At 66.0% G+C, this 18,031-nt stretch carries 19 protein-coding genes; 10 read left to right on the top strand and 9 right to left on the bottom strand.

What is annotated here, in order from left to right:
• Positions 1-141: 141 nt before the first annotated feature.
• From CXG43_RS11180 to CXG43_RS11160, 5 genes are all read right to left on the bottom strand, one after another.
• On the bottom strand, positions 142-891 hold the full coding sequence (locus CXG43_RS11180; RefSeq protein WP_101100017.1) for a cytochrome c1: 750 nt from the start codon (positions 889-891) through the stop codon (positions 142-144).
• The gene (locus tag CXG43_RS11175; RefSeq protein ID WP_101100016.1) at positions 884-2,143 is read right to left on the bottom strand and encodes a cytochrome bc complex cytochrome b subunit; all 1,260 of its coding nucleotides are present in this window, start codon (positions 2,141-2,143) and stop codon (positions 884-886) included. The genes CXG43_RS11180 and CXG43_RS11175 overlap by 8 nt, the downstream gene beginning before the upstream one ends.
• Positions 2,143-2,763, bottom strand: coding sequence for a ubiquinol-cytochrome c reductase iron-sulfur subunit (gene petA, locus CXG43_RS11170; protein ID WP_101100015.1), 621 nt, complete (start codon positions 2,761-2,763; stop codon positions 2,143-2,145). The genes CXG43_RS11175 and petA overlap by 1 nt, the downstream gene beginning before the upstream one ends.
• A gap of 150 nt (positions 2,764-2,913) precedes the next feature.
• The gene (locus CXG43_RS11165) at positions 2,914-3,873 is read right to left on the bottom strand and encodes a lytic transglycosylase domain-containing protein (protein WP_101100014.1); all 960 of its coding nucleotides are present in this window, start codon (positions 3,871-3,873) and stop codon (positions 2,914-2,916) included.
• Between the two features lie 47 nt (positions 3,874-3,920).
• Positions 3,921-4,895, bottom strand: coding sequence for a WYL domain-containing protein (locus tag CXG43_RS11160; RefSeq protein WP_101100124.1), 975 nt, complete (start codon positions 4,893-4,895; stop codon positions 3,921-3,923).
• Positions 4,896-4,970: 75 nt separating this feature from the next.
• On the opposite strand from CXG43_RS11160, the gene CXG43_RS11155 reads away from it, so the two are divergent.
• The 9 genes from CXG43_RS11155 to CXG43_RS11115 all read left to right on the top strand — a co-directional run bounded on the left by CXG43_RS11155 (position 4,971) and on the right by CXG43_RS11115 (position 13,026).
• Positions 4,971-5,591, top strand: coding sequence for a glutathione S-transferase family protein (locus tag CXG43_RS11155; protein WP_101100013.1), 621 nt, complete (start codon positions 4,971-4,973; stop codon positions 5,589-5,591).
• Between the two features lie 113 nt (positions 5,592-5,704).
• Positions 5,705-7,126, top strand: coding sequence for a tRNA (N6-isopentenyl adenosine(37)-C2)-methylthiotransferase MiaB (miaB, locus tag CXG43_RS11150; protein WP_101100012.1), 1,422 nt, complete (start codon positions 5,705-5,707; stop codon positions 7,124-7,126).
• Positions 7,127-7,353: 227 nt separating this feature from the next.
• Complete coding sequence (locus CXG43_RS11145; RefSeq protein ID WP_101100123.1) at positions 7,354-8,340, top strand: PhoH family protein; 987 nt, start codon at positions 7,354-7,356, stop codon at positions 8,338-8,340.
• Positions 8,337-8,822: an rRNA maturation RNase YbeY gene (gene ybeY / locus CXG43_RS11140; protein ID WP_042614395.1), complete on the top strand. Its 486-nt coding sequence runs from the start codon at positions 8,337-8,339 to the stop codon at positions 8,820-8,822. The genes CXG43_RS11145 and ybeY overlap by 4 nt, the downstream gene beginning before the upstream one ends.
• A gap of 79 nt (positions 8,823-8,901) precedes the next feature.
• The gene (locus CXG43_RS11135; protein WP_042614394.1) at positions 8,902-9,096 is read left to right on the top strand and encodes a hypothetical protein; all 195 of its coding nucleotides are present in this window, start codon (positions 8,902-8,904) and stop codon (positions 9,094-9,096) included.
• Positions 9,097-9,191: 95 nt separating this feature from the next.
• Positions 9,192-9,746 (top strand): hypothetical protein, encoded by a 555-nt coding sequence (locus CXG43_RS11130; protein ID WP_101100011.1) that lies wholly within the window; start codon positions 9,192-9,194, stop codon positions 9,744-9,746.
• Between the two features lie 110 nt (positions 9,747-9,856).
• A complete protein-coding gene (locus CXG43_RS11125; RefSeq protein ID WP_042614392.1) occupies positions 9,857-10,738 on the top strand; it encodes a transporter associated domain-containing protein in 882 nt (293 codons plus the stop codon).
• A complete protein-coding gene (locus tag CXG43_RS11120) occupies positions 10,735-11,994 on the top strand; it encodes a DUF4105 domain-containing protein (protein ID WP_101100010.1) in 1,260 nt (419 codons plus the stop codon). Before CXG43_RS11125 ends, CXG43_RS11120 begins: the two co-directional genes overlap by 4 nt.
• A 15-nt stretch (positions 11,995-12,009) precedes the next feature.
• Positions 12,010-13,026: a magnesium and cobalt transport protein CorA gene (locus CXG43_RS11115; RefSeq protein WP_101100009.1), complete on the top strand. Its 1,017-nt coding sequence runs from the start codon at positions 12,010-12,012 to the stop codon at positions 13,024-13,026.
• Positions 13,027-13,036: 10 nt separating this feature from the next.
• Here CXG43_RS11115 and CXG43_RS11110 read toward each other — a convergent pair whose 3' ends face one another.
• Positions 13,037-14,401 carry an NAD-dependent succinate-semialdehyde dehydrogenase gene (locus tag CXG43_RS11110; RefSeq protein ID WP_101100008.1) on the bottom strand — a complete coding sequence of 455 codons (1,365 nt, stop codon included), beginning with the start codon at positions 14,399-14,401 and terminating at the stop codon, positions 13,037-13,039.
• Between the two features lie 282 nt (positions 14,402-14,683).
• Between CXG43_RS11110 and CXG43_RS11105 the strand changes: the two genes are divergently transcribed.
• Entirely contained in the window at positions 14,684-15,073 is a 390-nt protein-coding gene (locus CXG43_RS11105) for a hypothetical protein (RefSeq protein WP_101116151.1), read from the top strand.
• Between the two features lie 48 nt (positions 15,074-15,121).
• Here the strand turns inward: CXG43_RS11105 and CXG43_RS11100 are convergent, their stop codons facing one another.
• The 3 genes from CXG43_RS11100 to potA are packed head-to-tail and all read right to left on the bottom strand — an operon-like array spanning position 15,122 to position 18,008.
• A complete protein-coding gene (locus tag CXG43_RS11100) occupies positions 15,122-15,967 on the bottom strand; it encodes an ABC transporter permease subunit (RefSeq protein WP_042614388.1) in 846 nt (281 codons plus the stop codon).
• Positions 15,964-16,875: an ABC transporter permease subunit gene (locus CXG43_RS11095; protein WP_101100006.1), complete on the bottom strand. Its 912-nt coding sequence runs from the start codon at positions 16,873-16,875 to the stop codon at positions 15,964-15,966. The genes CXG43_RS11100 and CXG43_RS11095 overlap by 4 nt, the downstream gene beginning before the upstream one ends.
• The gene (gene potA / locus CXG43_RS11090) at positions 16,872-18,008 is read right to left on the bottom strand and encodes a polyamine ABC transporter ATP-binding protein (protein ID WP_101100005.1); all 1,137 of its coding nucleotides are present in this window, start codon (positions 18,006-18,008) and stop codon (positions 16,872-16,874) included. Before potA ends, CXG43_RS11095 begins: the two co-directional genes overlap by 4 nt.
• Between the last annotated feature and the right edge of the window lie 23 nt (positions 18,009-18,031).

Genomic DNA, 18,031 nt, shown 5'->3' with positions numbered 1-18,031 from the left:
AGTCCGCCTGCCGCATCGGCGCTGCCGGACCATTTCCGACAGTCGACTCTTTCCCGAGTGTGCAACCGACGCTCACAAAAGCCAATAGGCCAAGGGTATTGGGCCATGCATCAACGCAAACGACCGCGCATGCCGCAGCCGTCAATGGACATCCTTCCAGTAATCCTTCTTCAGCAGGTACAGCAGGAAGGTCAGGAAGGCCAGGAACAGCACTACCCAGACACCCAGCTGCTGGCGCTTGAGCGCGGCGGGTTCGCCGGCGTAGGCCAGGAAGTTGGTGATGTCACGCACGGCCTGGTCGTATTGCCCTGGATCCACATTGCCCGGCGCGCGCAGCTCCAATGCCAGCACCGGCGGGTCCAGCCCCGGCGCTTCCGGCTTGCCATGCACGGCATGCTGCAGGCCCTGCATCTGCCACAGCGGATTGGGCATGGAGGCATTGGGGAACACGGTGTTGTTCCAGCCCAACGGACGGCTGCTGTCCAGGTAGAACGACTTCAGATACGTGTAGACCCAGTCCGGCCCGCGCACCCGCGAGATCAGGCTGAGATCGGGAGGCATCTTGCCGAACCATTTCTCCGCTTCGGCCTTCGGCATCGATACCGGCACCGGATCGCCAATCGCCGAGCCGGTGAAGTTGAGGTTGTTCATCACCTCTTCTTCGGTCAGGCCCAGGTCGGCGGCCATGCGCGAGTAACGCAGGTATTTCAGCGCATGGCAGCTGGAGCAGTAGTTCATGTACAGCTGCGCGCCGCGCTGCAGGGACGCGCGATCACCGAGGTCGTTGCCGGCCTGCAGCATCTTCGCCGTGCCCTCGGCGGCAGCGGCCAGGCCGCTTGCCAGCAGCATCGTGGCCACCAGGGCCATCCGCACCATCCAGCGCTCAGTCATGCGTGGTCACCCTTTCCGGTACCGGCTTGGTCTTGTCCAGTCGCGTCCATATCGGCATGGTGAGGAAGAAGGCGAAATACAGGAAGGTCAGCACCCGTCCCACCCAGGTTTCCCACACCGCCGTACCCGGGCCCGAACCGATCACGCCCAGCCAGATGAAGCACACCACCAGCACGCCCAGCATCACCTTGGATATCCAGCCGCGGTAACGCACCGACTTGACCTTGCACTTGTCCAGCCAGGGCACCAGGAACAGGATCGCGATCGCCGAGAACATCACGATCACCCCGCCCAGCTTGTTCGGGATCACCCGCAACATCGCGTAATAAGGGGTGTAATACCAGACCGGCTTGATGTGTTCGGGGGTCACCAGGCGGTTGGCCTCGGTGAAGTTGTCGTGCTCCAGGAACTGCCCGCCGAAGGCCGGGGCGAAGAAGATGATGAAGGCGGCGATGACCAGCAGGAACCCGGCCCCTACCGCATCCTTCATCGTGTAGTACGGGTGGAACGGGATGCCATCGGTGGGCGCGGTCGGCGACCAGCGGTTGCCCTTCGGCCCCTTCTTGATCTCCACGCCATCGGGATTGTTCGACCCGACCTCGTGCAGTGCGCCCAGGTGCAGCACCACCAGCAGCAGCAGCACCAGCGGCAGGGCGATGACGTGCAGGGCGAAGAACCGGTTGAGCGTGGCGTCGCTGGGCAGGTAGTCGCCCATGATCCACTCGGTCAGCCCGTTGCCGATCACCGGAATGGCGCCGAACAACGAAATGATCACCTTCGCACCCCAGAACGACATCTGGCCCCACGGCAGCACGTAGCCCATGAAGGCTTCGGCCATCAGCACCAGGTAGATCAGCATGCCGAGGATCCACACCAGTTCGCGCGGCTTCTGGTAACTGCCGTAGAGCAGCCCGCGGAACATGTGCAGGTAGACCACGATGAAGAACAGCGAGGCACCGGTGGAGTGCATGTAACGGATCAGCCAGCCCCACTCCACGTCGCGCATGATGTATTCGACCGAAGCGAAGGCTTCGGCCGCGCTGGTCTTGTAGTGCATCGTCAGGAAGATGCCGGTGACGATCTGGTTGACCAGGATCAGCATGGCCAGCGAACCGAAGTAGTACCAGATGTTGAAATTCTTCGGTGCGTAGTACTCGCTGACGTGCTTGCGATACACCGGCATCAGCCCCGGCGCGCGCGCGTTGACCCACTCGGCGACACCGCTGGCGGTGCGGGCAAGGATGTTGGCCATCAGGCAGTTCCCTCCGGGTCCACGCCGATGATCAGGGTGTTGTCATCCTGGTAGTGATGCGGCGGCACCAACAGGTTGGTCGGGGCCGGGACATCATTGAAGACCCGCCCGGACATGTCGAAGCGCGACTTGTGGCAGGGGCAGAAATAACCGCCCTTCCACTGCGCGTCATACGGTTCGGGACGGATCTCGGCGACCATTTCCGGCGAACACCCCAGGTGCGTGCACAGCCCGACCAGCACCGATACCGCCGGCTTGATCGAGCGCAGCTCCGGGTTTTCCTTCAGCACATACTCCGGCTGCTGGTCCTTGACGCTGGATTCGGGATCCTTCAGCCGGCCGTCCAGGCCCGGCAGCGCCTCGAGCACCGCCTTGGACCGTTTGACGATCCATATAGGCTGCCCACGCCACTCCAGGATCAGCCGTTGGCCTTCCTGCAGGGCACTGATGTCAGCGGTGATCGGTGCACCGGCCAATTTGGCACGCGCACTGGGATTCCAGGACTTGATGAAAGGAACTGCGACGAAACCGACGCCGACTGCACCGACCACCGCCGTGGTGGCAGAAAGGAAACGGCGACGTCCATGGTTCACTGGATCGTATACCCCATCGTTGGCCATCCGGCACTCCGATATTGATTAGGTAGCTTTAAGGCTGCCGGCAACCTGGTGGGGGCCAGGCCGCTTTGAATCTGAAACGAGTGTAGCGAAACGTTTGTCGCGGTCAATGTGCCAGTGCAGCAGCGCCACGCCGCTGGACCGGCCGTGCAGCTACTGGTTGCTTGCCAGCGCTCCCCGGTAGCGTTCGGCAAGCTGCCCGACCCGCTGCACGTAGTAGCGCGTTTCACTGTAAGGCGGCACGCCGCCATGCCGGTCCACCGCGCCTTCGCCAGCGTTGTAGCCGGCAGCGGCAAGCGTCAGGTCGCCATTGAAGCGCTTCAACAACCACGACAGGTATTGCACGCCGCCGCGGATGTTCTGCGCCGCATCATAGGAGTCGGTGACGCCGAAGCGTGCGGCGGTCGGCGGCATCAGCTGCATCAGGCCCTGCGCGCCGGCGCGGCTGAGCGCGGTCGGGTTGTAGGCCGATTCGGCATGGATGATCGCGCGCACGATGGCTTCTTCCACGCCGTACTGGCGGGCCGCCGCGGCGATCTCCGCCTGGAAGGCGGTGGTGTTCAGACGTACCGAGCCGAAATTGACACCCGGCTGGGTGCCGCAGGCGAAACACCGCTCGATGAAGCTGTAACGGATGGTGCGCACCTGTTCCAGGCTGGCGACCTGCCGCGAAGGACGTGCGCTGGTGTAATGACGCACCCCGTCCTGCATGTAGGAATAGACCTGGCCGCTGACCACGCGCCCCGCCTTGTTCTGCGGCTTTGGCGCTGCGACCGGAGTCGAGGCAGGGGTGACGGAAGGCGAGGCGATCACCGCGGCGGTGGTGCTGGCGACCGCCGTGGCCGCGCCCATCATCCCGACCGGGACCGCGCCGGCGGCCGGTGCTTCACGCCGAGCGGCCACCGCAACCGGCGCTGCAGGGGCCACCACCGGTCGTGGCGCACGGCTGTCGCGGGTGTAGCTGATGACGCTGCACTGCGCGCCGGCCACCCGCTTGCTGACATAGCTCGGCACGCCGTCGGCGCCCACGCACTTGTACAGGTTGCCGGCACTGGCCGGCACGGCAACCAGTGCAGCAACGATGAGTGCCGCGATCCCCAAGATCCCCTTCATGGGCGCGAGTGTCCCAGCTTGTGCGGCCCTTGCCAAGCACGTCACGCTCAAACCGGGCGTGAAGATCCCGCAGCGGCCATCACCGCGGCCAGCCCGCCCAGGCAGGCGACCATCTCGGCACGCAGCGCCGCAGGCGTCGTCTCGATGCGCAGGGGCCGGATGCCCAGGCTGAGGATCTGGCTGGCCAGCATCGCCGGCGTGTCGGCCCCGACGTGCAGGATGCAGTGCTCCGGACCACCTTCCTGCAGCACCCCGCACCAGGGTGGCACCTGCGGGGCCAACTGTTGGAGCGACCCGGGCAGGTGCACTTCGGCCTTGAGCACGAAGGGCGCCTGGCTGACCGCCTGGTGCACCGCCACTTCCGGCGGCACCGACAGCGCGCGACGCATGCCCTGCCCCGGCAACGACTGCAGGCCACTGATACGGTCCACGCGCAGGGTGCGCCAGTCGGCCCGGCCGTGGTCCCAGGCCAGCAGGTACCAGCAGCGGCCGTAGTTCACCAGATGCTGGGCATCGACCCGGCGATGCGTGGCTGCGCCGCCATGGCTCAGGTAATCGAACGCCAGCGGCGCGGCCTGCCGGCAGGCCACCGCCAGCTTGCCCAGCAGCTGGCCGTCCACGCTTGGCTTCTGCGACAGGGTGGCGGTGGCAGCATGGATCTCGCCGGCCTGCTGGCGCCGGCGGCTGGGCACCAGCGGGTCCAGCTTGGTCAGCACCGAACGCGCGGTGTCCTCCAGGCCGGCCATGCTGGAGGCCGCCGCGCGCAGCGCCAGGGCGATGGCGGTGGCCTCTTCTTCTTCCAGCAGCAGCGGCAGCAACGGTCCGCCGGCGCCCATCCGGTAGCCTCCGCCTACCCCGGAAGATGCCCGCACCGGATAGCCCAGCTCCCGCAGCCGCTGGATGTCGCGGCGGATGCTGCGCCGGTCCACCTGCATCCGCTCGGCCAGTTCGCCCCCGGACCAGTGCTGGCGGGCCTGCAGCAGGGCGATCAGGCGCAACAGGCGGTGGGCGGTATGCGACATTTGCACGGCTATCGAGGTCAGGAGTTGTCCGCGATACTGCGCCACCATGGCGGCTCATTCCACTGGAGCGCGACCATGACCACCCGCCATGTCACCCTTTACCACGCCTCCCCGTCGCGTTCGAGCGGGGTGCTGGTCCTGCTCGAAGCCCTCGGCGCGGATTACGCGCTGGAACTGCTCAGCCTGAAGCAAGGCGACAACCTGGCGCCGGCCTACCTTGCCCTCAATCCCATGGGCAAGGTGCCTGCGATCGTGCATGACGGCGTTCTGGTGACCGAGCAGGTCGCGGTTTACCAGTACCTGGCCGAGCTGTACCCGGAGGCCGGGCTGGCCCCACCGGCAGGTGATCGGCTGCGCGGTCCGTTCCTGCGCTGGCTGGCGTTCTATGGTTCGTGTTTCGAGCCGGCGATGGTCGACAAGGCGATGAAGCGCGATCCGGCGCCTCGAGGCATGTCGCCTTATGTGGATGCGGAAACCGTGCTGGCCGTGGTGGAAGAGCAGCTGCAGCAGGGGGATTACCTGCTGGGTGAGCGCCTGTCCGCGGCGGATTTCCTGTGGGGCAGCGCGCTGGGCTGGATGAGCGGTTTCGGCCTGCTGCAGCCCGGTCCGGCGACGGCGGCGTACATCGCCCGGATGGGCGCACATCCGGCTGTTCTGCGCGGGAAAGCGCTGGACGCGGGGCTGGCAGCGGCCTGAGCGCACGACCAAGGCCACGGCCCGCTGCGCTTGCCGACCATGGGTCGGCGCTACCGGGGGGCTGGCTCCGGTAAACTACGGGGCCATCACCCCACCCGCCTGGATTGATCGCCATGACCGGGACGCCAGACGTCTTCCTGCCCGCCAGCCCGGGCGACACCCCCCTGTTGCCCCTCCCCGCCGGTCCGCGCAAGCCCGGCACGGTGCGCGGCAAGCTGTACATCAAGACCCACGGATGCCAGATGAACGAGTACGACTCGGCCAAGATGGCCGACGTGCTCGCCGCCAGCGACGGGCTGGAGCTGACCGATCGGCCCGAAGAGGCCGACGTGATCCTGGTCAACACCTGCTCCATCCGCGAAAAAGCCCAGGAGAAGGTCTTCAGCCAGCTCGGCAACTGGAAGGCGTTCAAGAACAACGGCCGCGAGGTGATCATCGGCGTGGGCGGCTGCGTGGCCTCGCAGGAAGGTGAAGCGATCATCAAGCGCGCACCCTACGTGGACTTGGTGTTCGGACCACAGACCCTGCACCGCCTGCCGGAACTGATCCGCGCACGTCGCGAGCAGAACCGTCCGCAGGTCGACATCAGCTTCCCGGAGATCGAGAAGTTCGACAACCTGCCCGCCCCGCGCGCCGAAGGCGCGTCGGCGTTCGTGTCGATCATGGAAGGCTGCTCCAAGTACTGCTCGTTCTGCGTGGTGCCCTACACCCGCGGCACGGAAGTCAGCCGGCCGTTCGAGGACGTGGTGGTGGAAGTGGCCGAACTGGCCGCGCAGGGCGTGCGCGAGATCAACCTGCTCGGGCAGAACGTCAACGCCTACCGTGGCCCATACGGCGAAGGCGAGTTCGCCGACCTCGGGCTGCTGATCCGCACCATCGCCGAGATCGACGGCATCGGGCGCATCCGCTTCACCACCTCGCATCCGTTGGAGTTCAGCGATTCGCTGGTGGACGCCTTCCGCGACGTACCGCAGCTGGCCAACTTCCTGCACCTGCCGGTGCAGGCGGGCAGCGACCGCGTACTGTCGGCGATGAAGCGCGGCTACACCGCGCTGGAATTCAAGTCGAAGATCCGCAAGCTGCGCGCGGTGCGCCCGGATATCTCGATCAGCTCGGATTTCATCGTCGGTTTCCCTGGCGAGACCGAAGCAGACTTCGAGAAGACCATGAAACTGATCGAAGACATCGGCTTCGACCAGAGCTTCTCCTTCATCTATTCGCGTCGCCCCGGCACGCCGGCGGCAGACCTGGAAGACACCATCAGCGACGCGGAAAAGCACGCCCGGCTGACGCGCCTGCAGGCGCGCATCAACCAGCATGCCAGCGGGATCTCCGAGCGCATGGTCGGCACGGTGCAGTCGGTACTGGTGGAAGGTCCTTCGCGCAAGGATCCCAACGAACTGAGCGGCAAGACCGAGAACATGCGCACGGTCAACTTCGCCGCACCGCCGCGGCTGGTCGGGCAGTTCGTCGATGTGCTGATCACCGAGGCGTACGCCAATTCGCTGCGCGGACGGGTGATGGAGCGCACCTGAGCGCTCCGGCAGGCGGTGCGCTGGCGAGGAAATGACCAGCACCTGGCCAGCGTTGCCCTCACTGGCTTTGCGCGGCTTATCCACACCTTCTTCGCATGCCCGCCCACAGTGCCTGTGGAAAGCAGGCCGGAGCCGCGATGCGGTGGCGGTCCGTGCATGACAGCGCTACTCTGTTGTCCCATTCCAAGCCCTGCGGCACGGTCGTCCCGGCGGTGCCGCCTGATGCAATGACCGCACTTGCCCACCGCGATTTCACCCTGTCTCCGGAAGACACCGAACGGCTTGCCAACCTGAGCGGCCCCTTCGATGGCCACCTGCGCCAGATCGAACTGAAACTCGGCGTGGAGATCGCCAACCGCGCCCACGTGTTCCGCATCACCGGACCGGCCGAAGCCGCCGCCGAAGCCCAGAAGCTGGTCGAGGCCCTGTACGAAGAGGCCGCCGAAGTCACCTTCGACAGCCAGGCCATCCACCTGCGGCTGAACCAGGCCAACGTGGAGCACATCGCCGAACGCGCCTACGAGGCGCAGGACGTGGCGATCAAGGTCAAGCGCGGCACGGTACGCGGACGCGGTGCCAACCAGGCCCGCTACCTGCACCAGATCGCCGCGCATGACATCAATTTCGGCATCGGCCCGGCCGGTACCGGCAAGACCTTCCTGGCCGTGGCCAGCGCGGTGGAAGCACTGAACGAATCGCGCGTGCAGCGGCTGATCCTGGTGCGCCCGGCAGTGGAAGCCGGCGAGAAGCTCGGCTTCCTGCCCGGCGACCTGTCCCAGAAAGTCGATCCGTACCTGCGCCCGCTGTACGACGCGCTGTATGAAATGCTGGGCGTGGAAAAGGTCGTCAAACTGCTGGAAAAGAACGTGATCGAGATCGCGCCGCTGGCCTATATGCGCGGCCGCACGCTCAACGACGCGTTCGTGATCCTGGACGAAGCACAGAACACCACCATCGAACAGATGAAGATGTTCCTGACCCGGCTGGGCTATGGCTCCACCGCCGTGGTCACCGGCGACCTGACCCAGACCGACCTGCCCAAGCATGTGAAGTCCGGCCTGCGCGATGCCATCGACGTGCTGCGTGATGTCGAGGGGGTGAGCTTCACCTTCCTGGAGGCCCGCGATGTCGTGCGCCATCCGCTGGTGGCCCGTATCGTCACCGCCTATGACCGTCGCGACCTGCACGAAATCCAGCCCGGAGCCACCCCATGACCAAGGGCCCCGTCCGCCTTGATGTTGCGGTCAGCTATGCCCTGCCCCGCACCGGGCTGCCCTCGGCGGTGAGTTTCCGGAAGTGGGTGGCGGCGGCGCTGAAAGGCCGCATCCGCGAGGCGGATCTTGCCATCCGGCTGGTCGATGCCAAGGAAGGTCAATCCCTCAACCGCCACTACCGCGGCAAGGATTACGCCACCAACGTGCTCAGCTTTCCGGCCGAACTGCCCGAAGGCTTGCCGAAGGGGGTGAAATTCCCGCTGCTGGGTGACCTGGTGATCTGCGCGCCGGTGGTGGCACGCGAAGCCGACGAACAGGCCAAGGCGCTCAACGCCCACTATGCGCACCTTACCGTGCACGGGGTGCTGCACCTGCTCGGATGGGACCACGAGGACGACAAGGAAGCCGACGCGATGGAACAGCTGGAGCGCGAGATCCTGGCCGAGCTCGGCATTTCCGATCCCTATGCCGGCGAGCGCTGAAGCTGTCGCTGGCGGCTCTTCCGTAGGCCATGGGGTTCGTGCTTCAATCCCGCGTCGATTTCATGCCAGGAAGGCTGTGATGCTGGAACAACGTCCGACCGCCGTCGCTCCCCTGCTGCTCGTTCTCGGCGCGGCCTGCGCGCTGGGTGCAGGCTGGCTGCCGCTGTCCCCGAACAGCGGCATGGCGGTGACCGCACTGGGTACCGTCGGCGCGGTCCTGGCAGCCGGTCCGGCCTGGCGCTGGTGGACCCGCAGCGAGCAGCGTCTGCGCTGACCGGCACAGCACGCTTGGCAGGACACCGTTGGTCGTCACCGGCGTGGTGCCGCTATCATCGGGCATCCTGCCCAGCGCACGCCCGTTGATTTCCGATGACACTGCCCGCCCGCATCGCCCTGCTGATCCTGTTGCCTGCACTGCCGGCCGCCGCCGCCGGCGTGGACATTCCGGCGCTGGTCGAGTGCCGCCAGGGAATCGCCGAGCATGCCGCCCTTGGCGCTGCCACCGCCGATCCGCTGAAGGCGGTCGCACTCGGCCTGCAGCCGATGCCACAGCAGAATCAGTTCATGACCGAATTCCGCCTGGCCAACCCCGCCACGGTGTTCGGCCGGCAGACCGACCACATCGCGCTGGCCGGCGCCAGCGTCATGGCCGTGCTCGACCTGGACGATCCGCGGCCGTTGGCCGGCGAATTGAAGCTGGAGACCGCCTACGACGCAGACGGCAAGTTCATGGCCGGGCGTGAAGTAGTCAGCCGGGACACCACCGATCCGAAGACCGGTGAGCCCATGATCGAGTCGATCATCCTCAGCGTGTCCACCGTCCGCAGCCACCCCGGCCAGACCCTGGCGGGCTGCACTTACAGCCTGGACCTGCCGGCGGAAGAAGCGACTGCCCCGGCCCCGATGGCGTCCGCAGAGGGCTGAACACGGCCTTCGGGGCCGGCCCCTGGCGTCGGCGGCAGACGCGTTGCACGTCCCGCCATCCTGCTAGACTGCGTCCATCGCCCGGCCTGCCGGGTGCCTTTTTTCCCGAGATGTCTGAAGACGACAGTACAAGCTCCGCACAGGAGCACAGTGAGAAGAAACGCAGCTGGCTTGAACGCCTGGGTGCTGCGTTTTCCGGTGAACCGCATACGCGCGACCAGCTGGTTGCGGTGCTGCACACAGCACACGAAGACGGCCTGATCGCGGCCGACACCCTGCGCATGATGGAAGGCGCCATTTCGGTTGCCGACCTGACCGTGGGCGATGTCATGATTTCGCGTTCGCAGATGGTGTCGCTGCCGGTGGAGGCCCCGTTCCTGGAGCTGATGCAGCAGGTGGTCGAATCCGGCCATTCGCGCTTCCCGGTGCACGGCGACAACAAGGACGACATCCTCGGCGTGCTGCTGGCCAAGGACCTGCTGCGCGGCGTGGTCGCCGACAACGGTCCGGGCAACATCCGCGAGCTGCTGCGGCCGGCAGTGCTGATCCCCGAAGCCAAGCGCCTGAACGTGCTGCTGAAGGAATTCCGCCTGTCGCGCAACCACATGGCCATCGTGGTCGACGAGTACGGCGGCGTCGCCGGGCTGGTCACCATCGAGGACGTGCTGGAACAGATCGTCGGAGAGATCGACGACGAGCACGACGAAGCCGAAGATCCGACCGCCGGCATCGCCATCCAGGCCGACGGCCAGTACGTGGTGGATGCGCTGACCGCCATCGGCGACTTCAACGAGCGCTTCGGCGCTACCTTCCCCGATGATGACTACGACACCATCGGCGGACTGGTCACCGAAGCCATCGGCCACCTGCCGGAGATCGGCGACGAGCTGGCCCTGGACCGCTTCATGTTCCGTGTTGCCCGTGCCGACGCCCGTCGCGTGCAGGCTTTCCACGTGACCGTGTTGCCGGCGGACGAGCAGGAAAACGCTTGAACCTTCGCACTGGAACGCTGCTGAGCTGCTGGCTGGCGGTACTGCTGTTGGCCGGCCTGCTGGGCCTGCCTATGCGGGCACTGGCGCAGCAGCCCGCGGCCGAGTCGGTTGCCCGCGCAGCAACCGACCCGGCGGTACCGCGCATCGGCGTGGTCACCATGCAGCCGGGCACGATCTTCTTCGAGCGCTTCGGCCACGATGCGATCGTGGTGGTCGACCCGGTCAGCGGCGCCGCCACCTCGTACAACTTCGGCTACTTCGACCCGGGTGAGCCTGATTTCATCAGCCGCTTCGTGCGTGGCGAAATGATGTATTACCTGGTCGCGTTGCCGCTGGAGCAGGACCTGGGCTACTACGACCAGGCCGGCCGCGGCGCCAGCGTGCAGTGGCTCGACCTGGACCCGGCGCAGGCGCGTGCACTGGCCGCCGACCTGGCCGAACGTGCCAAGCCGGAGAACGCACGCTACCGCTACGACTACTACACCGCCAACTGCGCCACGATGGTGCGCGACACGCTGGACAAGGCACTGGACGGCGGCCTGCACGCGCAGCTGTCCGGCCGATCGCGCGGCAACACCTACCGCAGCGAATCAGTGCGCCTGGCATCGCCCGCACCGTGGATGTGGCTCGGCTTCGACCTGGGCCTGGGCCCGTTCGCCGACCAGCCGCTGTCGCGTTGGCAGGAGGCCTTCGTGCCGATGCGGCTGGCCGATGCGCTGCGCCAGGCGCGCAACAGCGAAGGGCGTCCGCTGGTGCAGTCCGAACAACAGCTGCTGGCCCACCGCATCGATGCCGAACCGGCTGAACGCGCGCGTGCCTGGTGGCCGTGGCTGGTACTCGGGCTCGGGCTGGGCGCCGGGGTGATTGCGCTGCGTCGGCGGCCGCGCCTGCTGGCCGCGCTGGCGCTGCCGTTCTGGACCTTCAGCACGATCGCCGGCGGCCTGCTGGTGTTCCTGTGGGGCTTCAGCGACCACCACGCCGCATGGGCCAACCGCAACCTGCTGCAGCTTTCACCGCTGTGCCTGCTGCTGCTGCCCGGCGCGGTCGCGCTGCTGCGCCGTCGCGCCCCCGGCCGCCTGTTCCGCATCACCCTGTGGAGCGTTGCGATGCTGTCAGTGGCGGGATTGGTGCTGCATTGGCTCAGCCTGCAGGCGCAGTACAACATCCAGTGGATCGTGCTGCTGCTGCCCGTGCACGCCGCGCTGGCCTGGGTGCTGGGCCGACGCCTGCCGCGATTGGCGCTTCACGCACACTGACGCAGGATACGTGGCATGACCCTGCCTGATACCACCGGCCCCGCCCCGCACAACCCCGCGTGCGTCATCAACTGTGTCCATTATGACGATGATGGCAAACGCCATGACATCAGCCTGGATGCGATCAGCGACGTGATCGCCAGCGGTAACGGCTTCGTATGGGTCGGCCTGTACGATCCGGCCGATTCGGTCCTGTTGAAACTGCAGGAGGAATTCGGCCTGCACGACCTGGCCATCGAAGACGCGCGCAACGCACACCAGCGGCCGAAGGTGGAAACCTACGGCAACTCGATGTTCGTGGTGGTCACCACCGCGCAGATGGTCGACGAGCGCATCCAGTACGGCGAAACCCATGCTTTCGTGGGGCCTCGCTTCCTGGTCACCGTGCGGCATGGCGCGTCGCTGTCCTATGCACCGGTGCGCGCACGCGTGGAGCGCGAGCCGCATCTGCTGAAGATGGGCCCCTCGTACTGCCTGTACGCGGTGCTGGACTTCGTAGTCGACAACTACCTGCCGATCACCAACCGCTTCCGCGATACGCTGGAGCTGCTGGAAAAAGATATCTTCGCCGAGAACTACAAGCGCAGCACCGTGGTGCGCCTGTACGAACTCAAGCGCGAGCTCAACAAGATGCGCATGGCAGTGGCTCCGCTGCAGGACGTACTCTCGGCGCTGAGACGCTATCCCGCTGAAGCCGGGCTGGTGCCCGATGAGGTCAAGCTGTACATCCGCGATGTGCATGACCATGCGGTGCGGATCAGCGATGTGATCGATACGCTGCGCGAGATGCTGGGCACCGCGCTCAGCGTCAACCTGTCACTGGTCACGCTGGCGCAGGGCGAAACGGTCAAGCGCCTCGGCGCCTGGGCCGCCCTGCTGGCGGCACCGACGCTGATCACCAGCTGGTATGGCATGAACTTCACCCACATGCCCGAGCTGGATCAGCCGTGGGCCTACCCGGCGATGATCATCGGCGTCGGCGCAGTCTGCGTGGGCCTGTTCCGGCTGTTCAAGCGCGTGCGCTGGCTGTAACCGGTAGCGCTCAGGCCACGTAGATCGTCTTGATGTTCATGAACTCATGGATGCCGTGCTCGGCCAGTTCGCGGCCGAAACCGGACTCCTTGCTGCCGCCGAACGGCAGCCGCACGTCGCTCTTGACGATGGAATTGACGAATGCCGCGCCGCACTCCATCTGTTGCGCGAACGCTTCGCCACGCGACGCATCGGTGGTCCACACGCTGCCACCCAGCCCGAAGCGGGTATCGTTGGCCACCCTCAGGGCGTCCGCTTCGTCCTTCACCCGGATCACCGCGGCAACCGGGCCGAACAGCTCTTCATCATAGGCCGGCATGCCCGGCCCGACCTGGTCCAGCACGGTTGCCGGATACCCTGCGTGGCTGCCGGCCACCGGCTCGCCGCCGGCCAGTACCCGCGCGCCCTTGGCAACGCTGGCCTGGACCTGCTTGTGCAGTTCATCGCGCAGGTCGGCCCGCGCCATCGGCGCCAGCGTGGTCCGCGCGTCGGCAGGATCGCCATATCGACGCTCGCCGGCTGCGGCGACGAAGCGTTCGGTGAAGGCATCAGCCACCGCCTCGACCACGATGAACCGCTTGGCCGCGATGCAGGTCTGTCCGCTGTTGTCGAAGCGGGACTTCACCGCCGCCTCGACCGTCTTGTCCAGGTCCGCGTCATCGAGCACGACAAAGGCATCGCTGCCGCCCAGTTCCATCACGCACTTCTTCAGGACGTCGCCGGCGGTGGCGGCGATCGAGCGCCCTGCCCGCTCGCTGCCGGTCAGGGTGACTGCTTTCACCCGGCGGTCGCGCAGCACCTCGGCGGCCTGGTCGTTGTCGATATGCAGCACATCGAACACGCCATCGGGCAGGCCACCGGCGCGCACCACCTCGTTGATCAGGTCCGCGCATTGCGGCACGTTGCTGGCGTGCTTGAGCAGGGCCACGTTGCCGGCCATGAACGCCGGCGCGAGGAAGCGGAATACCTGCCAGATAGGGAAATTCCACGGCATCACCGCGAACACGCAACCGATCGGCTCGTAGCGCACGTAGCTGCGCTGCGCCTCGGTATCGATCAACTGCGGCTTCAGGTAGTCGGCAGCATGGTCGGCGTAGTACTCGCAGGCGGCCGCGCATTTTTCCACTTCCGCCAGCGCCTCGGCCTTCAGTTTGCCCATCTCGCGGGTCATCGCGTCCTGGATGTCGTCCTTGCGGGCGCGCAGCTGGGCACCAATGCCGCGCAGCACCTTCGCGCGTTCCTGCAGGGACGTGGCGGACCACGCCGAAAAGGCGCTGGCCGCAGCCTGCAGGCGCTGTTCGATCCCGGCCTTGTCCAGCAGCTCATGGCGATAGTCCACGTGGCCGGTGGTGGGATTGACGATCTCGACGGTCATGGAGGGCTCCTGTAAGTCAGGCATCCATTCTGCGCCGCCCAACGTGAGCCGGATGTTGCCGGGTCGGCTGTCTCGGCACCCGAGGGTGCGACCGGATGTCGCTCTCATCTACCGGCCCGGGGTAAGACGGACACATCGCACCAGCCGTCAATCCCCGACCGGCTTCCCTCTTACGCCGCTGGGCCCAGGCGGTGAAACTTCCTCTGCGCCAGCCCTCACGCCAGCGCCATCCACGGCCTTCAAACAGGCCCACAAGGAAACGTCGTGTACAGGAAGATCATCATGAGCACACTGCTGGGGTTGACCGCCGCCGCCGCCCTGGCCAATCCCACGCCGCAGACGCATCCACACCATCCGTACCCCGGCATCGGCAGGGTCGTGGAGGTGGATTTCGGCGAGAATGCCTACGAACTGCGGTTCGAAGAAGATGGCCGCACCATGACCTACGTCGGCATCCGCGGTCCCGAGCAGGGCGAAACCGAAACCGTTGAATACACCGCCATCGCCACAGCGCCGGACCATTATCTTCTCTACTGGATCGAGCCGGTCCATCGGGCGACGGTCGCGCAGGTCCAGGACTGGTTCGCAGACCGCGTCTACACCAACATCACCAGCGAAGGACTGGAGTTCACCAATCTGAGCGGAACGCTGCGCGACAAGGGGCCTCTCTGACCGGCTGAGCCGGCCCGGCGTCGGGGGCCTGCAGGGCACCCGATACCCTCACCCGTTGTCCTGGCGCGCCAGCAACAGGTCGCGCTGGCGGCGTTTTTCGCCGCGCGCGGTGACATACCAGCCGATCACCGCGGCCACCGCCACCGCCGATACCATCAGCGTGGCCAGTGCGTTGATCTTCGGGCTGATGCCCATGCGCACCGAAGCAAAAACTTTCATCGGCAACGTCGTCGAACTGGGCCCCGCCACGAAGCTGGCGATCACCACGTCGTCCAGCGACAGGGTGAAGGCCAGCAGCCAACCAGCCAGCAGCGCCGGGGCGATGATCGGCAGGGTGATCTTCAGGAACACGGTCAGCCGGCTGGCGCCCAGGTCCATCGCGGCCTCTTCCAGGGATATATCCAGCTCCTGCAGCCGCGAAGACAGCACCACCGTCACGAAGGACAGGGTGAAGGTCACGTGGGCGATCCAGATGGTGGCCGCGCCCCGTGCCGGGAAACCGGGAATGCCGCCCATCGACACCAGCAGGGTCATCAGTGAAAAGCCCAGGATCACATCCGGCATCACCAGCGGCGCGGTGATCAACGCACTGAAGGCGGATTTGCCACGGAAGTGCCGGAAGCGGGTCATCACCATGGCCGCCATCGTGCCCAGCACGGTGGCCGCACAGGCGGTCCAGAACGCCACTTTCAGGCTCATCCACAGCGCATCCATCAGTGCGCGGTCGTTGAACAGTTCGCCATACCAGCGGGTGGAAAAACCCGCCCAGACCGTGGCCAGCCGCGAGCTGTTGAAGGAGAACACCATCAGCAGCAGGATCGGCAGGTACAGGAAGGCAAAGCCCAGCGCCAACGCGCCCCAGCCCATCCAGCGGTAACCGCGCAGGGTGCTCATGCCTGCTTTCCTTCCAGCACGCGCTGCTGGGACCGGTTGAACAGGAAGATCGGCACCAGCAGCAGCAACAGCATCACCACCGCCACCGCCGAGGCCACCGGCCAGTTGCGGTTGTTGAAGAACTCGCCCCACAGCACGCGGCCAATCATCAGTGTGTCCGGTCCACCGAGCATTTCGGGAATCACGAATTCGCCCACCGCCGGGATCATCACCAGCATGCAGCCGGCGATGATGCCGGCCCTGGACAGCGGCAGAGTGATGCGCAGGAAGGCCTGCCACGGCCTGGCGCCGAGGTCGTAGGCGGCCTCCAGCAGGCGCTGGTCATGCTTGACCAGATTGGCATACAACGGCAGCACCATGAACGGCAGATAGCAGTACACGATGCCGATGTAGGCTGCGGTCGGGGTGTACAGGATCTGCAGCGGCTGGTCGATCAGGCCGGTTTTAAGCAGCAGCTGGTTGAGCAGGCCGTTGCGGTCCAGGATGCCGATCCAGGCGTACACGCGGATCAGGAAGGAAGTCCACGACGGCAGCACCACGAGCATCATCATGATGTTGCGTGTGGAGGGCTTCATGCGCGCGATGGCATAGGCCATCGGATACCCGATCAGCAGGGTCAGCACGGTGGAAATGGCAGCGATCCTGAACGAGCTGACATAGGCCAGCACGTACTGCTGGTCGCGCACCAGCTGCAGGTAGTTTTCCAGGTTCAGCTTCAGCGCAAGCGCGCCATCCACGTACTGCAGCAGCCAGGTGTACGGCGGCGAACCCACCCGGTTATGCGCGAAGGAGATCATCAGGATGATCACGAACGGCACCGCGAAGAACAGCAGCAGCCACAGATACGGCACGCCCACCACCGCATCGCGCAGTCCCGGCATCCAGCGCTTGCGCACGGCCGCGCTCATGAGGTCAGCACCACGCCGTCGTTGTCGCGCCAGTGCACCCACACCTCATCGCCCCAGGTCAGGCCATCGCTGGCCCAGCGCTGCGAATTGGCGAAGTTGGCCATCACCCTGGCCCCGCTGGGCAGTCGCACGTGGTACACCGAATGGCTGCCGAAGTAGGCGATGTCCTCGATCACGCCCTGGGCCTTGTTGGTATGCCCTTCCGGCTCGTCCTTGCCGATCATGATCTTCTCCGGACGCACCGCGAAGGCGACCGGCTGGCCTTCGTAGCAGGTGATGCCGTGGCCGATGTAGATCGGCGCGGGGAACGCCGGCGAGCGCACGGTGACGTACTCCGGCAGGTCCTCGTCGATCACCCCTTCGAACGAATTCACCGAGCCGATGAAGCCGGCGACGAAGCGGTTGGCCGGTTGCTCGTAGACATCCTCCGGCTTGCCCACCTGCTGGATCCAGCCGGCGTCCATCACCGCGATGCGGGTGGCCATGGTCATCGCCTCTTCCTGGTCGTGGGTGACCATCACGCAGGTCACCCCGGAGGTTTCGATGATGTTGACCAGCTCCAGCTGCATCTGCGAGCGCAGCTTCTTGTCCAGCGCCCCCATCGGTTCGTCCAGCAGCAGCAGCTTGGGCCCCTTGGCCAGCGAACGGGCCAGCGCCACGCGCTGCTGCTGGCCACCGGACAGCTGGTGCGGCCGGCGCTTGGCCAGCTGGGTCATGTGTACCAGCTCGAGCATTTCGCCCACCCGGCGGCGTATCGCGTCACTTGCCAGCCCATCCTGCTTCAGTCCGAAGGCGATGTTCTGCTCCACGCTCATGTGCGGGAACAGCGCGTAGGACTGGAACATCATGTTGACCGGACGCTTGTACGGCGGCAGCGCCACCAGCGGCTGGCCATCGAGCACGATGCTGCCCTTGGTGGGCGTTTCGAACCCGCCCAGGCAACGCAGCAGCGTGGATTTGCCACTGCCCGAGCCACCCAGCAGGGCGAAGATCTCGCCCTTGCGCACGTCCAGGTTGACGTCGTCGACCGCGACGAAACCGTCGAATTCCTTGCGCAGGTCACGGATGGACAGGTAGCCGGGCTCACCGTGGGTATCGGCGACGACGGCTTCCGGCAGGGCTTCAGCGGGCATGGGGGGCTCCGGGAGCGGATGGT

Source organism: Stenotrophomonas sp. Bg11-02 (genome assembly GCF_002836635.1).
GTDB classification, from domain to species: domain Bacteria; phylum Pseudomonadota; class Gammaproteobacteria; order Xanthomonadales; family Xanthomonadaceae; genus Stenotrophomonas; species Stenotrophomonas lacuserhaii.
The sequence above is the reverse complement of the archived record's forward strand: the minus strand, read 5'-3'. Positions and strand labels throughout refer to the sequence as shown.

Excerpts from the sequence above, each read along its gene's own strand:
- CXG43_RS11180 (WP_101100017.1), bottom strand. The coding sequence starts at position 891 with ATGACTGAGCGCTGGATGGTGCGGATGGCCCTGGTGGCCACGATGCTG.
- CXG43_RS11175 (WP_101100016.1), bottom strand. The coding sequence starts at position 2,143 with ATGGCCAACATCCTTGCCCGCACCGCCAGCGGTGTCGCCGAGTGGGTC.
- petA (WP_101100015.1), bottom strand. The coding sequence starts at position 2,763 with ATGGCCAACGATGGGGTATACGATCCAGTGAACCATGGACGTCGCCGT.
- CXG43_RS11165 (WP_101100014.1), bottom strand. The coding sequence starts at position 3,873 with ATGAAGGGGATCTTGGGGATCGCGGCACTCATCGTTGCTGCACTGGTT.
- CXG43_RS11160 (WP_101100124.1), bottom strand. The coding sequence starts at position 4,895 with ATGTCGCATACCGCCCACCGCCTGTTGCGCCTGATCGCCCTGCTGCAG.
- CXG43_RS11155 (WP_101100013.1), top strand. The coding sequence starts at position 4,971 with ATGACCACCCGCCATGTCACCCTTTACCACGCCTCCCCGTCGCGTTCG.
- miaB (WP_101100012.1), top strand. The coding sequence starts at position 5,705 with ATGACCGGGACGCCAGACGTCTTCCTGCCCGCCAGCCCGGGCGACACC.
- CXG43_RS11145 (WP_101100123.1), top strand. The coding sequence starts at position 7,354 with ATGACCGCACTTGCCCACCGCGATTTCACCCTGTCTCCGGAAGACACC.
- ybeY (WP_042614395.1), top strand. The coding sequence starts at position 8,337 with ATGACCAAGGGCCCCGTCCGCCTTGATGTTGCGGTCAGCTATGCCCTG.
- CXG43_RS11135 (WP_042614394.1), top strand. The coding sequence starts at position 8,902 with ATGCTGGAACAACGTCCGACCGCCGTCGCTCCCCTGCTGCTCGTTCTC.
- CXG43_RS11130 (WP_101100011.1), top strand. The coding sequence starts at position 9,192 with ATGACACTGCCCGCCCGCATCGCCCTGCTGATCCTGTTGCCTGCACTG.
- CXG43_RS11125 (WP_042614392.1), top strand. The coding sequence starts at position 9,857 with ATGTCTGAAGACGACAGTACAAGCTCCGCACAGGAGCACAGTGAGAAG.
- CXG43_RS11115 (WP_101100009.1), top strand. The coding sequence starts at position 12,010 with ATGACCCTGCCTGATACCACCGGCCCCGCCCCGCACAACCCCGCGTGC.
- CXG43_RS11110 (WP_101100008.1), bottom strand. The coding sequence starts at position 14,401 with ATGACCGTCGAGATCGTCAATCCCACCACCGGCCACGTGGACTATCGC.
- CXG43_RS11105 (WP_101116151.1), top strand. The coding sequence starts at position 14,684 with ATGAGCACACTGCTGGGGTTGACCGCCGCCGCCGCCCTGGCCAATCCC.
- CXG43_RS11100 (WP_042614388.1), bottom strand. The coding sequence starts at position 15,967 with ATGAGCACCCTGCGCGGTTACCGCTGGATGGGCTGGGGCGCGTTGGCG.
- CXG43_RS11095 (WP_101100006.1), bottom strand. The coding sequence starts at position 16,875 with ATGAGCGCGGCCGTGCGCAAGCGCTGGATGCCGGGACTGCGCGATGCG.
- potA (WP_101100005.1), bottom strand. The coding sequence starts at position 18,008 with ATGCCCGCTGAAGCCCTGCCGGAAGCCGTCGTCGCCGATACCCACGGT.